This is a genomic window from Paraburkholderia sp. BL25I1N1, assembly GCF_003002025.1.
Lineage (GTDB): Bacteria > Pseudomonadota > Gammaproteobacteria > Burkholderiales > Burkholderiaceae > Paraburkholderia.
The window spans coordinates 214,224-228,421 of the sequence record NZ_PVZB01000002.1 but is presented as its reverse complement, the minus strand read 5'-3'; the positions used below and the strand labels follow the sequence as shown (position 1 = coordinate 228,421).

General features: G+C 64.1%; 16 protein-coding genes. 6 read left to right on the top strand and 10 right to left on the bottom strand.

The window, feature by feature from the left end:
* Window positions 1-9 precede the first annotated feature (9 nt).
* Window positions 10-702 (top strand): HAD family hydrolase, encoded by a 693-nt coding sequence (locus B0G73_RS03870; protein ID WP_106278062.1) that lies wholly within the window; start codon window positions 10-12, stop codon window positions 700-702.
* 82 nt (window positions 703-784) lie between these two features.
* Here B0G73_RS03870 and B0G73_RS03865 read toward each other — a convergent pair whose 3' ends face one another.
* Both B0G73_RS03865 and B0G73_RS41080 read right to left on the bottom strand, forming a co-directional pair.
* Window positions 785-1,321: an ankyrin repeat domain-containing protein gene (locus B0G73_RS03865; RefSeq protein ID WP_106278060.1), complete on the bottom strand. Its 537-nt coding sequence runs from the start codon at window positions 1,319-1,321 to the stop codon at window positions 785-787.
* Between the two features lie 124 nt (window positions 1,322-1,445).
* Window positions 1,446-1,571, bottom strand: coding sequence for a hypothetical protein (locus B0G73_RS41080; protein WP_012427141.1), 126 nt, complete (start codon window positions 1,569-1,571; stop codon window positions 1,446-1,448).
* 399 nt (window positions 1,572-1,970) lie between these two features.
* Between B0G73_RS41080 and B0G73_RS03860 the strand changes: the two genes are divergently transcribed.
* The gene (locus B0G73_RS03860; protein WP_106278058.1) at window positions 1,971-4,364 is read left to right on the top strand and encodes a phosphoketolase; all 2,394 of its coding nucleotides are present in this window, start codon (window positions 1,971-1,973) and stop codon (window positions 4,362-4,364) included.
* Between the two features lie 13 nt (window positions 4,365-4,377).
* Complete coding sequence (locus B0G73_RS03855) at window positions 4,378-5,538, top strand: acetate/propionate family kinase (RefSeq protein WP_106278395.1); 1,161 nt, start codon at window positions 4,378-4,380, stop codon at window positions 5,536-5,538.
* A 3-nt stretch (window positions 5,539-5,541) separates the two neighbouring features.
* On the opposite strand, the gene B0G73_RS03850 is transcribed toward B0G73_RS03855, so the two are convergent.
* Window positions 5,542-5,799 (bottom strand): BON domain-containing protein, encoded by a 258-nt coding sequence (locus tag B0G73_RS03850; RefSeq protein WP_106278056.1) that lies wholly within the window; start codon window positions 5,797-5,799, stop codon window positions 5,542-5,544.
* Window positions 5,800-5,952: 153 nt separating this feature from the next.
* Here B0G73_RS03850 and B0G73_RS03845 point away from each other — a divergent pair, with 153 nt between their 5' ends.
* Window positions 5,953-6,585, top strand: a complete 633-nt coding sequence (locus B0G73_RS03845) for a LysE family translocator (RefSeq protein WP_106278393.1) — start codon at window positions 5,953-5,955, stop codon at window positions 6,583-6,585.
* 16 nt (window positions 6,586-6,601) lie between these two features.
* On the opposite strand, the gene B0G73_RS03840 is transcribed toward B0G73_RS03845, so the two are convergent.
* Entirely contained in the window at window positions 6,602-7,822 is a 1,221-nt protein-coding gene (locus B0G73_RS03840; RefSeq protein WP_106278055.1) for an MFS transporter, read from the bottom strand.
* Window positions 7,823-8,105: 283 nt separating this feature from the next.
* Between B0G73_RS03840 and B0G73_RS03835 the strand changes: the two genes are divergently transcribed.
* Window positions 8,106-8,501 carry a PaaI family thioesterase gene (locus B0G73_RS03835; RefSeq protein WP_106278392.1) on the top strand — a complete coding sequence of 132 codons (396 nt, stop codon included), beginning with the start codon at window positions 8,106-8,108 and terminating at the stop codon, window positions 8,499-8,501.
* Between the two features lie 11 nt (window positions 8,502-8,512).
* Here B0G73_RS03835 and B0G73_RS03830 read toward each other — a convergent pair whose 3' ends face one another.
* From B0G73_RS03830 to B0G73_RS03820, 3 genes are all read right to left on the bottom strand, one after another.
* Entirely contained in the window at window positions 8,513-9,046 is a 534-nt protein-coding gene (locus B0G73_RS03830) for a GNAT family N-acetyltransferase (protein ID WP_106278053.1), read from the bottom strand.
* Window positions 9,047-9,054: 8 nt separating this feature from the next.
* On the bottom strand, window positions 9,055-9,633 hold the full coding sequence (locus tag B0G73_RS03825) for a helix-turn-helix domain-containing protein (RefSeq protein WP_106278051.1): 579 nt from the start codon (window positions 9,631-9,633) through the stop codon (window positions 9,055-9,057).
* A 77-nt stretch (window positions 9,634-9,710) separates the two neighbouring features.
* The gene (locus tag B0G73_RS03820) at window positions 9,711-10,283 is read right to left on the bottom strand and encodes a lipocalin family protein (RefSeq protein WP_106278049.1); all 573 of its coding nucleotides are present in this window, start codon (window positions 10,281-10,283) and stop codon (window positions 9,711-9,713) included.
* 207 nt (window positions 10,284-10,490) lie between these two features.
* On the opposite strand from B0G73_RS03820, the gene B0G73_RS03815 reads away from it, so the two are divergent.
* Complete coding sequence (locus B0G73_RS03815; protein WP_106278047.1) at window positions 10,491-11,195, top strand: YceH family protein; 705 nt, start codon at window positions 10,491-10,493, stop codon at window positions 11,193-11,195.
* Window positions 11,196-11,261: 66 nt separating this feature from the next.
* Here the strand turns inward: B0G73_RS03815 and B0G73_RS03810 are convergent, their stop codons facing one another.
* From B0G73_RS03810 to B0G73_RS03800, 3 genes are all read right to left on the bottom strand, one after another.
* Window positions 11,262-11,780 carry an SLATT domain-containing protein gene (locus tag B0G73_RS03810; RefSeq protein ID WP_106278045.1) on the bottom strand — a complete coding sequence of 173 codons (519 nt, stop codon included), beginning with the start codon at window positions 11,778-11,780 and terminating at the stop codon, window positions 11,262-11,264.
* Window positions 11,781-11,873: 93 nt separating this feature from the next.
* Window positions 11,874-13,151 carry an acyl-CoA dehydrogenase family protein gene (locus B0G73_RS03805; RefSeq protein WP_106278043.1) on the bottom strand — a complete coding sequence of 426 codons (1,278 nt, stop codon included), beginning with the start codon at window positions 13,149-13,151 and terminating at the stop codon, window positions 11,874-11,876.
* A gap of 140 nt (window positions 13,152-13,291) precedes the next feature.
* Complete coding sequence (locus tag B0G73_RS03800) at window positions 13,292-14,197, bottom strand: ABC transporter permease (RefSeq protein WP_106278041.1); 906 nt, start codon at window positions 14,195-14,197, stop codon at window positions 13,292-13,294.
* Window position 14,198: the final 1 nt, after the last annotated feature.

Here is a 14,198-nt window from a genome sequence, read left to right as displayed (position 1 = left end):
GGAGCCGCGATGCCAGCCACCACCTCTACGCCGCACGACGTCGTCTTTCTGTTCGACTGCGACAACACCTTGCTGGACAACGACCATGTGCTCGCGGATCTGCGCGCGCACATGATGCGCGAGTTCGGCGCAGAAAACAGCGCACGGTACTGGGAAATCTTCGAGAACCTGCGCGCCGAGCTGGGCTATGCCGACTATCTGGGCGCGTTGCAGCGGTATCGCTCGGAGCGTCCACGGGATACGCGGCTGCTGTTGATGTCGTCATTCCTGATCGAGTATCCGTTTGCGAACCGTCTGTATCCAGGCGCGCTGGATGCGCTCGATCATGTGGGCAAGCGCGGCCCCACGGTGATCCTTTCCGACGGCGACGTGGTGTTCCAGCCGCGCAAGATCGCCCGCTCGGGGCTATGGGACGAGGTCGAAGGACGCGTGCTGATCTACATCCACAAAGAGTTGATGCTGGATCAGGTGATGGAGTGCTATCCCGCGCGCCACTATGTGATGGTGGACGACAAGCTGCGCATTCTCACGGCCATGAAAAAGGCCTGGGGCGCGAAGCTGACGACGGTGTTTCCCCGCCAGGGGCACTATGCGCTCGATCCGAAAGAGATCGCTAGTAATCCCCCGGCGGACGTGACGGTGGAGAGGATCGGCGAGTTGGCGGAGATCGATCTCGAGTCTTTGTTGGCGGAGAAAGGCTAGCGGTTCGTGGCGCTCGCGCGTCTCCATGTGAAGGTCATGCATAGGGAGACGCGCGAGCGCCGCGCGCCAATGACGGTTCGCTTTATGAGCCGAGTTCCTTCAGCCGCGCTTGCGCATCGCCGGCGCCCATGCGGCCGGCCGCATCCATGGCCGTCACACCGTTTGCGTCGCGGGCCTTCGGGTCCGCGCCATGCGCAATCAGCAACTCCATGATCGCCGTGCGATTGAACATCGCCGCGATCATCAACGCGGTGCGTCCGTCCGGCGACGCGCCTTCCACATCCGCGCCATGCGCGAGCAAGCTTTCGATCACCTTGTCGAAGCCCTTGAAGGCCGCGCCCGCAATCGGCGTCTGTCCATTGTCGTTACGCAAATTCGGATCGGCACCGCGTTCGAGCAGCGTGCGCACGGCGTCCGCATGACCGTGGTAGCTGGCGAGCATGACGAGGCTATCGCCTTTGTCGTTGCGCAGATTCGGCGGCACGCCTTTTTCGATCACCGCCGCGAGCATGGCGGCGTCGCCGCTGCGCGCGAGGTCGAAAACCTGATGCGCCAGTTCGAGCAATTCCGGGTCGATAGGCTGGCCGGGCGGCGGGGAAGTATCAACGTGGTCCGTCAAATGAAGCTCCTTGCAATGAAGCCGGGCGCCCCGGGTCTGGGCAAGGCAGGAGACCCTGCATGAAGGCGCCGGGAAGATTGCTCAGGATACACATTTTGCGCCGGCGACGCCCACGCGGCGGCGCTCAGGCGTGGCCGAACAGCTTGACCAGCAAGCCGAACACGCCGATCAGGATGGCGACGCCCGCGAACAGGAACACGCATGTGAGAACGAGGATCAACGGCGCTTTGAGGCGGCTGGGTGTCGGCATGATCGAGTGTTCACGTAAGAGGCGAGCAAGGCGGGATGCGCCCGATGCGGTCCGCCGTCGCGCATGCGGCACCGGAAGCTTAACGGCATTCACTTAATATGCGCTTAAAGTCTAGCGCATGCGGCGTGAGGTCGACGCTTGCCACCGTCGCGAAGTCGCAGTTGGATCAAGGTTTGACGATCGAGTCGAACCATGCGGCGCGCTTCCTGTCACACTGGGGCTCGCTGAACAAGGGCGCTCAAGCCCGCCGCCAACACGGGTCGCTACCCGTACGCTTCTCTTGTGTCGTTCGCATGACAGGACGAGCGCCGCCGCTGATTTCTTTCGCGCCTCTTCCCCACGAACCACCGTTGCCGCATTCGCCAACCTGCCTGACAGTCCTTTTCGAGGAGTGACACCATGGCTGAAGCAACCTCCCAACCCACACCGCCGCAAACCTTAGACGCCGACACGTTGCGCAACATGGATCGCTACTGGCGGGCCTGCAACTATCTCTCTGCCGGCATGATCTATCTGCGCGACAATCCGCTGCTGCGCGAGCCGCTGAAACCCGAACACATCAAGAACCGCTTGCTGGGCCACTGGGGTTCCGACCCAGGGCAGAGCTTCCTGCTCGTGCATCTAAACCGGCTGATCAAAAAGCTCGATCTGAACATGATCTACGTAGCCGGTCCCGGTCATGGCGCACCGGCCACGCTGGCCAATTGTTATCTGGAAGGCCACTACTCGGAAATCTATCCCGACCGCAGTGAAGACGAAGCCGGCATGCAGCGCTTTTTCCGGCAGTTTTCATTTCCCGGCGGCATCGGTTCGCATTGCACACCGGAGACACCCGGCTCGATTCACGAAGGCGGTGAACTCGGCTATAGCCTTTCGCACGGTTACGGCGCCGCGTTCGACAATCCCGACCTGATCGTCGCCGTGATGATCGGCGACGGCGAAGCGGAGACGGGCCCGCTTGCCACCTCGTGGCATTCGAACAAATTTCTCAACCCGATCCGCGACGGCGCGGTGTTGCCGGTACTGCATCTGAACGGCTACAAGATCGCCAACCCGACCATTCTCGCGCGCATCCCCCGCGACGAACTCGAAGCCTTGCTGACCGGCTACGGCCACAAACCTTATTTCGTCGAAGGCGACGATCCGGCCGTCATGCATCAGCAGATGGCCGCGACTCTGGAGCAGTGCATCGGCGAAATCCGCGCGATCCAGCAGCATGCGCGTGAGAACAACGACACGTCGCGGCCGCGCTGGCCGATGATCGTGCTGCGTTCGCCCAAAGGCTGGACCGGTCCGAAGGAAGTCGACGGACACAAGGTGGAAGGCTCATGGCGCGCGCATCAGGTGCCCGTGCTCGACCCGGTGACCAATAGCAAGAGTCTGAAGCTGGTCGAGAACTGGCTGCGCAGCTACGAGCCCGAAACGCTGTTCGACGATGCAGGGCGGCTCGTGAACGAACTGCGCGAGCTCGCGCCCGAAGGCGCGCGCCGCATCAGCGCCAATCCGCATGCGAACGGCGGTCTGCTTTGCAAGACGCTCGACATGCCGCCGTTTCGCGACTACGCGGTGGCGGTGAAAAAGCCAGGCGGCTCGTACACGTCGCCGACCGAGGTGCTCGGCAAGTTCCTGCGCGACGTGATGCGCAACAACATGACGAACTTCCGCGTGTTCGGCCCCGATGAGACTTCGAGCAACAAGCTGACCGCGATCTATGAGGCGTCGGAAAAAACCTGGCTCGCGCAAACCGTGCCGAGCGACGCCGACGGCGGCGAACTCGCGGTGGACGGCCGCGTGATGGAAATGTTGAGCGAACACACGCTCGAAGGCTGGTTCGAAGGCTATGTGCTGACCGGCCGCCACGGGTTGTTCGCCACGTACGAGGCGTTCGTCCACGTGATCGATTCGATGTTCAATCAGCACGCCAAGTGGCTGGAGAAAGCCAAACGCGATCTCGGCTGGCGTCAGCCGGTGCCCTCGATCAACCTGCTGATTACGTCGCTCGTGTGGCGTCAGGATCACAACGGCTTCACGCACCAGGACCCCGGCTTTCTGGATGTCGTCACGAATAAAAGCCCGGACGTGGTGCGCATTTATATGCCGCCGGACGCGAACTGCCTGTTGAGCGTCGCGGATCATTGCCTGCGTTCGCGCGACTACGTCAACGTGATCGTCGCCGACAAGCAGCCGCATCTGCAGTATCTCGACATGGACGCCGCCGTCACGCATTGCACGAAGGGTATCGGTATCTGGGATTGGGCATCGACGGATCAGGGCGTCGAACCCGACGTGGTGATGGCCTGCGCGGGCGACATCGCGACCATGGAGGCGCTCGCCGCCGTGCAGATTCTGAAGGAGCAGTTCGCCGATCTGAAGATCCGCTTCGTCAATGTTGTCGACCTGTTTCGCCTGATGCCCGAGCATGCGCATCCGCACGGCCTGTCCAGCCGCGATTTCGATTCGCTGTTCACCGCGACCAAGCCGGTGATCTTCAACTTCCACTCGTACGCGTCGCTGGTGCACAAGCTGACCTATAACCGCACGAACCACGACAACCTGCACGTGCACGGCTATCACGAGAAAGGCAACATCAACACGCCGCTCGAACTGGCGATCATCAATCAGGTCGATCGTTTTTCGCTGGCGATCGACGTGATCGACCGCGTGCCGAAGCTGCGCGGTGTCGGCGACCATGCGAAGGAATGGCTGCGTGGCCAGATCATCGAGCACCTGGCTTATGCGCATGCCGAGGGCATCGATAAGGAAGAAATCCGCAACTGGACGTGGAAAGGCTGAGCGAGGCATGACCATGCACACTGAAAACAGCGCTGACGATCAAACGATTCTGGTGTTGAACAGCGGTTCGTCGTCGCTGAAGTTCGGGCTGTTCAGGCACGCGGGCGATGACGAATCACTGTTGCTGGAAGGCAGTGCCGAAGGCATTGGGCGCGACGACGGCAGTCTGCGGATCAAGGCGCCCGATGGCCGCGTGCTGGTTGAACAGGAGCGCGTGCTCGAATCGCAGATCGACGCGTTGCAAAGGCTCGCGCAGGTGCTCAAGGAACAGCACCATGCGCGACCTGCGGCGGTGGGGCATCGGGTGGTGCATGGCGGACCGCATTTGCGCGCGCATCAGCGCGTTACCGCGGACGTGCGCCGTCAATTGCAGGAGGCCGTGCACTTCGCGCCGCTGCATATTCCGCCGGCGCTCGCGTTAATCGACGAGGCCGAGAAAATTTTCGACGACGCGCCGCATTTCGCCTGTTTCGACACGGCGTTTCACGCTACGCTGCCACCGCGCGCGGCGCAGCTTGCGTTGCCGCGCCGTTACGCCGAAGCCGGCGTGATGCGCTACGGCTTTCACGGGCTCTCGTATGAATCGCTGGTGACGCGGCTCGGCGCCGACTTGCCGGCGCGCGCGGTGTTCGCGCATCTCGGCAACGGTTCGAGCGTGTGCGCGTTGCGCGACGGTCAATCGATCGATACGTCGATGGGTTTGACGCCGACCGGCGGCGTGCCGATGGGCACGCGCAGCGGCGATCTGGATCCGGGCGTGCTGCTGTATCTGATGCGCGTGGAGAAGCTGGACGCGGACGCATTGGAGACGCTGCTGAACCGCCAGAGCGGTCTCGCCGGTTACGCGGACGGCGAGAGCGATATGCAGGCGCTGGAAAAACGCGCAGCGGCGGGCGACGCGAATGCGTCGCTGGCGCTCGATGCGTTTGCGACCGCCGTGCGCAAGACGATTGGCGGCTATGCGGCGCTGCTGGGCGGAATCGATTTGCTGGTGTTCACCGGCGGTATCGGCGAACACAGCCAGGAGATCCGTAAGCGCGTATGCGACGGGTTGGCTTTCATGGGGCTGACGGAAAGTGATCCGGCCAGCAAGGTGAGAGCGATTCACACGGAAGAGGAAAAGCAGATCGCGCGGCATTGCCGCGCGCTATTGCACCAGGCAACGAAGGGCTGACCTTCATTCGGCCTTGACGACGGTGTGATCCGATACGCCGGTTACACCGAACAGACGCGTCACGTCTTCGAGCGCGGCGGCGCGTTGCTGATCGCGCTGCAGTTCGCCGCGCAGCGTAACGCGGCCGCGCGAGACGTGGACTTTTACGGCGTGTTCGGGGACCGCCGCGTCCCAGGCGAGACGGCGGGTCGCCTCTGCGGCGATTTGTGCGTCGCTCAAACGCGCGCTGTCTGCCGTTCTTTTTGCTCGGGCATGAGGCATGGTTTCTCCACTGCGGTGATACGTATGGGGAGAACACTAGCAGAACTACGGGATTTTGTAGCCGGCAACGGCAGCCATGTCGAGACACGGCGAATGGCTGGATCGGCTATATTCGACGCCACTGCCCAACTTCCGCTCACAGAGGAGAATGCCGTGCCCGCATTCACAACGCTGCTCGCTTTCGGCCTGGTTTCGCTCGGCATGGTGCTCACGCCGGGTCCGAACATGATCTATCTGATCTCGCGATCGCTCTGCCAGGGGCGGCGCGCGGGTCTCATCTCGCTCGGCGGCGTCGCGCTCGGCTTCGTGTTCTACATGTTCTGCGCCGCGTTCGGCATCACCGCGCTGCTGTTGACGGTGCCGTACGCGTACGACGCGCTGCGCTTCGGCGGCGCGCTGTATCTGCTGTATCTGGCGTGGCAGGCGATCAAACCGGGCGGCCGTTCGCCGTTCCAGGTCCGCGATCTGCCGCACGACAGCCGCCGCAAGCTTTTCACCATGGGCCTCGTCACCAATCTCGCCAATCCGAAGATCGCGGTGATGTACCTTTCGCTGCTGCCGCAGTTCATTTCGCCGGGGCACGGCAGTGTGCTTACGCAGTCCATCGCGCTTGGCTGCGTGCAGATCGTCGTGAGCGTGACGATCAACGCGCTGATCGCCAGCATGGCGGGTTCGATCGCCGTGTTTCTCGGCGGCCGGCCGGTGTGGCTGCAGGTGCAGCGATGGCTGATGGGCACCGTGCTCGCCGGACTCGCGGTACGCATCGCGCTCGATTCACGCCGCTGAGTTGTGTCGAGGCGCGCTATTCGTTGCGCGCTCTGAACACCCAGCCATTGAACAGCGCCCCGCAGAGCATCAACGCGCTGGTGATGAGAAACACCGAAGGCATGCCGAGATGCGCGCCGGCAAAGCCGCCCGCGAGCGGCCCCGCCACCTGCCCCGCGTAATTCGCCGAGGTCGCATAGCCGAGTATGTAGCCGGCCGAGCGGTCGGGCACGTTGTGGCGGATCACGCTCGTGATGGACGGCAGCAGGCCGGCCAGCGCGAGACCCATCAAAAAACGCAGCGCCACCAGTTGCCAGCCGCTCGTGACGAACGCCTGCGGCACCAGCAAGGCCGCGCACACGGCGAGACACGCCACGATCACCTTGGGCGCGCCGATGCGGTCGGCCAGACGGCCGACCCGCGAAGCCGCCAGCACGCTCCCCAACGCCGAGGCCGACATCACGAAGCCCGACACCAGCGTGACATGCCGTGCGTCGTGCACCAGTTGGCTGACATACACGGTGATGATCGGCTCGATCGACATGTTGGCGAACATCAGCAAGCCGGAGGTGAACAGCATCGCCAGCACGGGCCGCAGATCGGGCACGCTGGCCCAGCCGGTTGCCGCGTCCGCGTGCTGCGTGCCGCCGCGCGTCCGTTCCACCGGTTGCTCCTTGACGAGCAGCGTGGTCGCGATGAACGCACAGAAGATCATCGCGCCCGCGATGAAAAACGTGTTGCGGATGCCGATCAGCGGCGGCAGCGCGCCGCCCACCAGCGGGCCGACCAGGCTGCCCGCCATCACGCCCGAGGCCAGCGTGCCGAGCGCCCAGCCGGTGCGCGAGCGCGGCGTCTGCGTGGCGATCATCACGGTGGCGCCCGACGCATAGCCGCCGACCAGCCCGGCCAGAAACCGCAGCCCCACCAGTTGCCAGACATTCTGCGCGAGCCCCAACAAGGACATCACGATGGCCATGCCGAGGCTCGCGCGTATCAGGATCAGCTTGCGTCCGTAGCGGTCGGCCATGCGGCCCCACAGCGGCGACACCAGCGCGGCAGCGAGGAAGGTCGCGCCAAACGCGACGCCGGACCATTGCACGGCGGCCGCGGCCGAATCGACACCGAGCTGCTGCACATAGAGCGGGAGGAAAGGCAGCAGCAGGGTCATTGCCACGATGGTCGTGAACGAGCCGAACAGGCAGACATAGAGATTGCGCTGCCAGTGCGGCGCACCGTCGGCGGGAGTGGCTGAACTCATCGAGGCAGGATGCGAAGCGGGCGAATGACGTCGGGCCGCAGCGAGCGGCGAAGAACCGATTGTGCCCGAGAGCGGGCAACTGGATCGACGAAGCGGGCAGGGCGCGGCCGATCCGAGGGCTTTCGAGCGACGCAAGGAGAGCAAGCCGCAAACGTCGGCCGGCGGGGTTCTGATTCCATCCTGAATGGTGGGTCGCCATGGACCGGGTATGCTGACTGCACCGATGATCGGCCGCGCGCCATCCGCGCGGCGCATTTCTTATCTCGAACACAAAGGCCTACCCATGTCCGACTTTCCCATCGACAACCCGTTTCTCGAATCGCTCGGCGTTCGTCTCACGCAATGGCGCGACGGCTACGCCGAACTGCTCATGCCGATCGATGCGAGCAAGCTCAATCGCCAGGGCGTGCTGCAAGGCGGCGCGATCGCGACGCTGCTCGATGCGGCGGCGGGCTATGCGGGAATCTTTGCGGAAAGCGGCGCACCGGCGCGGCATGCTTTCACGCTCTCGCTGACCACCAACTATCTCGACAAGGGACTCGGCGAGTCCGTCACCGCGAAGGGGTTTCTGGAGCGCGCTGGCCGCTCGATTTTCTTCTCGCGCGGCGAGGCCTGGGTGGACGGCAAGCTGCTGATCGCCAGCGCCCAGGGCACCTTCAAGTATTCACGGCCGGCTTGAGGGGCAACCATTCATACCGCCTTGTACATGATGGTGGTCGCATCGAACTCATGGGTGTGCGTGCCGCGCGCGTATCCTGGGATCACGCCCGCGGTTTGATAACCCAGTTCGGTATAAAGCGGCTCCGCGTGGTCGCCGGTGCGGGTGTCGAGCGTGAGCAGGTTGCGTTGCAGTGCAGAAGCATGGCGTTCGAGCTCCGTCATCAGCGCCCGCGCGATGCCTTGACGGCGAAAGCCAGGATGAACCAGCAGCTTGCGCACTTCGGCGCGATGCCGTTGGTTCGGCATCGTGTCGTAATCGAGTTGCACGGTGCCGGCAATCGTTTCGCCTTGACGCGCGACCAATAGCACCAGGCCGCCGGCACGCAGCGAAGGCAGCACTTTGCCGCGCCAGAACCCTTCACTTTCCTGGACATCGCAGGGCATGACGAAGCCGACGCTGGCGCCGTCATGCACGCAGGCACGCAGCAGCGCGCCGAGTTCGGGAAGGTGACGCAGGAGGTCGTCGGCGGTGAAGGTGACGATGGTGCTGATGGTCTGGCTCATGCTCTGGCTCACACGATGAACAGAAGGTAGCGGGCGCCGCTGTGCGCGGGCGTCACGAATGCGCTGGCGCCGAACAGTTGATAGCGCAGGCAGTCGCCCGGTTGCAGGTCGTGGCGCTGGCCGTCGACGGTGATTTGCAGTTGCCCGTCGAGCAAAATCAGATGATGTTCGAGCCCAGGTCGCGGCGACGCGTCGTAAGTGATGCGCGCGCCCGCGTCGAGTTCGCATTCGAGCGCCTCGCCGCTCAGCGCTTGCGCGGGCGGCGAGACGGAGCGCCGCCGGAAGCCGACGCTGGCGTCGGTCCAGAGCGGCTGGGCGGCGCGCGGCACGAGCGGCGCGAAGTCTTCCTCGACCATGTGCATGAGGCGCGACATCGGCAGGCCGTAGGCCACGCAGAGCTTGCCGAGCACGCTGGCGGTCGGGCTGACTGCGGCGTTTTCGAGGCGTGACAAGGTCGCGCGGCTGACGCCGCTGAGTTTGGCGAGATCGTCGAGCGACCAGTTGCGCTCGGCGCGCAAGGCCCGCAGCCGTTGGGCGATGCGACGGTCGATGGCGTTGTCGTCCGAGGGCGCGAGTATGGTTTCCATATTCGGGAAATTATCTCGAATATGGAAACTCGTCAATTGGAAAAAAAGCGGCGTCTTGACCGTGGCAGCGCGCCGGCTTACTCGTGCCGGGTCATGCGCAGCATCGACGTGTCGTAACCGAGCGCGCGAACCCGCTCGATCAGCGCGTCCTTCACGCTGGCGGCAGGAATGGCCTCACGCGTGAGAATCCATAGATAACGGCCGCTCGGCTCGCCGACGATCGACCAGCTATAGTCGTCCGCGTGATCCAGCACCCAGTAGTTACCGACGAAGAACGGTCCGAAGAACGACACCTTCAACCTGGCATTCTCCGAGCCGGCGACCACTTTCGCGCGGCCCTTCGACACGTCGAGCGCTCCGCTCACGCCGCCCTTGCGGCAACTGTTGGTGACGTCGATCAGGCCGTCCTCGCGCGTGGCGTAGTCGGCGGTGACGGCTTCGCAATCGCGTTCGAAGCCGTTTTCATAGCGCGCCAGTTCGTACCATCGGCCGAGGTAGCGGTTCAGATCGACCGGCTTGGCGGGCTGCGGCACGTGCGCGTTGCCGCTCTTGCCGGCAGGGCTGAACGCGCAGGCGCCGAGCAGGCACACCGCGCCAATCGCAAGTGAAAGGGCGCTCGCGCGCAGCACCGATTGTCGGCGTAGGGCCATTGACTGACTCCATGAATGATGGACTTCCTGTGGCAGCACGCGACATGCCAGGCGACGCCGCGCGCGCCGCGATGCCGCCGAGATTCGCACACTTGCGCGCCCTGGGCCGTTTATCATAGTGCCCACAAACCAGAAAGCGCCGTCCGGCTGTGCAACGGTAAGGCACCTCATCCACGAGACCCGGCGGCATTTGCCGCGACATCACTTATGAATTCCACTCCCGACGCTTCTTCCCGCCCTTCGATCCGCGCGTTGACCCTGCTCGAAGGACGCGTGCTTGGCGTGCTCGTCGAAAAGCAGCACACGGTGCCGGACAGCTATCCGCTTTCGCTCAACGCGCTGACCTTGGGTTGCAACCAGAAAACCGGCCGCGCGCCGGTGATGAACGCCACTGAAGCCGAGGTGCTGACCGCCGTCGACGGCCTGAAGCGGCTCAGCCTCGTGATGGAAGGCAGCAGCAGCCGCGTGCCGCGCTTCGAGCACAACATGAACCGGGTGCTGGGGCTGCCGAGCCAATCGGCGGCGCTGCTGACCACCTTGCTGCTGCGCGGCCCGCAAACCGCGGCTGAATTGCGCCTGAACAGCGCGCGTCTGCATGGCTTCGCGGATATCTCGTCGGTCGAAGCGTTTCTCGACGAACTGGCGGCTAACGACCCGCCACGGGTCGTCAAACTCGCGCGCACGCCGGGCGAGCGCGAGAACCGCTGGACGCATCTGCTATGCGGTGAAGTGAGCGCGAGCGAGTTGGCGCAGCCGGGCGATGAAGACGACTCGGTGCCGCTGTCCGCGTTCGAGGCGCTCAAGGCCGAACAGAAGCGGCTTGCGGATGAAGTGAGCCGCCTGCAGATCGTCGTCCGGCGCATGGCGGCGGAGTTGGGCATCGATGCCGGGGATCTCACTGCGGGCGAATGACGCTGCGGAGGAGCGCGAACGGCCGATCATGCTGCTGGGTCTGCGCGACCCGTTGAAGTCACGGCGTTAGTCGCCGCGCTTACGCTGCGCATCCGTGGACAGCGTCCGCTGCGTCCGGTAGAAAACGCGCGGCGGCACGTTGGGCGAATCTTCGGCCAGCCGGTCGAGTTCATCGCGAATTGCCGTGAGGTAGTGGCCGTCACGCGCATCGGCATCGCCCGCGAAAATTGCTTCGAGCCTGCGGCGCACCGCGCCATAGCGCGCACCGGCCGCGCGATGCTTTTCGGCGCGCTCGGCGTAGCGCAGGAACGTCTGCAACGCGGCCGAGACCGCGGCCGTCACGCTCACGAGGCCGACGAAAATCCTGAGTCCCGGCGAAACCGCCGACAGATTCAGCGATGCGAACACCGCCGTGCCCACGAAAGCGGTCAGGGCGGTCACGAGCCAGCCGACCTTGCGGTCGCGCGCCGACAGCAGGTCGGCCATGTCGTAGTGGCTCATCTGGGATTCGCGCGCGCGCCGGATCCATTTCAGCAGAAGCTGGTTCTCGTCGACCGGCGGCTCGTAGGCAGGCAGGTTCTTCATGTCGCTCGTCAGGGCTGTTCGATTGCGCAAGCTTAGCGCATGCGCCTGACGATACTGTGCCACACGAAGCCGGCGACCCGCGCGACAGCGGTCCTATGCTGTTGCCGTGGCCGCTTCGGTAGCCGGCGCCGCTTCGCGCGCCACGCCGAAGCGCTCGTTGTGCGCGTTGCCGTTCAGGTAAAAATCGCCGATCGCGGCCTCGCGAATGATCGCGGGATTGTGCGACGCCAGCACGCGGGCATTGCGCCAGTAGCGATCGAAGCGGCGCGTCTCGCTGGTCGCCGATGCGCCGCCCACTTCGAACAGCAGCGTCGCCGCCTGCAACGTCTGCTCGATGACGATCTGTTGCGCCTGGAAGGTCTGGATGTCGAGGTTGATGTAGGTCTGTTCGTTGGTGCGGCCTTCCTGTCGCGCGACCGAAACCTCGTCGATCGCGCGCGCGAGCGACGCGCTGATGCTCTGCGTCGAATACGCCAGACTCGCGAGCCGCCCGACCACGCGATGCACGAGCGGATTGTCGCGCGGACTCGATTCGCCCGGCACACCGAACGTGCGCGTTTTGGCTTGGGTGAACGCGACCGCGTCGCGCAGCGCCGCGCGGCTGATGCCCGCGAGGTTCGCGACATGCAGCGCCTGGTAGTAAGCGGTGAGCAGACTGTTGCGACGCGGCTCGGAGGCGTTATAACGGCGATAGAGATTGTCGGGTGCAACCGCCACACGAGTGAAGCGCGCCGTGCCGCTGCCCGTGAGCCGTTGCCCGAAACCATCCCAATCGTCGATACGTTCGAGGCCCGGCGTGTCGGCTTTGACGAGCACGCGCACGTCGCTCTGGCCGTCATGCGCGGTCACGTCGACCCAATCCGCGTAGAGCGTGCCGGTGGTGTAGTACTTCTCGCCATCGAGATGCCAGGCGCCGCCGGTTTGCGTGAGACGCACGCTGTTGTTGGTGACACCGGTGCGCTCCGACACCGCGCCGCCGACAATCTGACCTTGCGCAACACGTGTGAGCCAACGGTCGCACAACGATTCGTCGCCTTGTTCCAGCAGCGATTCGATAAAGCCGCCATGCACGCGCAGGATTTGCGGCAGATTCGAATCCGCTTCGCCGAGGCGCGTGACCAGTGCAAAGAACTGCGCGAGCGAGATGCCTTCGCCGCCGTATTGTTTGGGCACGCGCAGCTTGGTGTAGCCGGCTTCGCGCAGCCACTCGACGGGCGCATAGGCGAGTTCGCGACGCTGTTCGCGCTCGACCGCGCCCTCGGCGATACGCGCGAAAACCGATGCGAAGCGCCGGGTCAGCGGGTCGTCGCCGAAGAGTTGCGCGGCGTCGGCGATGCTGTGATCGGGATTCGTTGCTTGAACTGCGGACATGGGTTCTCCGAAACGGGTGCGCGCAAGGCGCAATCAGAGAACGTTAAGGGACGCCGCTGGGTGCTAGCAACGAAGTATTTGGCCGATTCTTAGCAGCAGGAGTGAAATGCTAGTGGCGCGCGCCGCGATAGGCGCGCGGCTTATTTCAGTCCCGCCGCCGCGCGCCTGCGCGCGCGTATGCGCACGGCAAGCAGGCACACGCCCATCACGGTCAGCGACAACAGCGTCGTCATGGTGCCCAGCGCGTAGATCACCGGCGTGGTCACCGATGTGGTGAGACCCTGAAGCTCGAGCGGCAAGGTGTTCTGGTCGCCGATCGCCTGCGAGGTGCGGGCAATTTCGTCCCAGGAGAGCGTGAAGCCGAACATGGCGACGCCCACCACCGAGGGACCGATGATCGGCAGCACCACATGCCGGAAGCTTTGCCATGGGGTGGCGCCCAGATCGCGCGAGGCTTCTTCGTATGCGGGATTGAAGCGGTTGAACACCGCGAACATGACGAGCAGACCGAACGGCAGCGTCCACGTCAGATGCGCGCCGAGCGCCGAGGTGAACAGGCCCATCGACGTGGTATAGCTGTCGGCGAAAGACTGATAGCCCCACGCGGTGGCGAAATACTTCACGCCGTTATCCAGCAGGCGGAACGTCAAGCCGATGCCGAGCGAAACGATAATGGACGGCATGATGAGACTGGCCACGGAGACATAGAACACCGCGGTATCGCCGCGAAATTTTCTGCGAAATGCGAGACCGGCCGCGACGGAAAAGAGCACCGTCAGCACCGTGACTACCAACGCGAGCCGCACGGAACGTCCGAACGCACCCCAGATATCGACATCGCCCACACCATCGCGCAACATGGCGAACCAGTGCAGTGACACACCGCGCATTGGAAACGTGAGGCCGCCTTCGGGGCCTTGAAACGACAGAATGAAAATCGTGATCACAGGTCCATAAAGAAACAACACGAACAGGCCGAACAGCAGCGCGAGCCAATAGAAACTCGCCGGACGGCGCTCACGATGTTTGACGCGAATGGCCTGCATC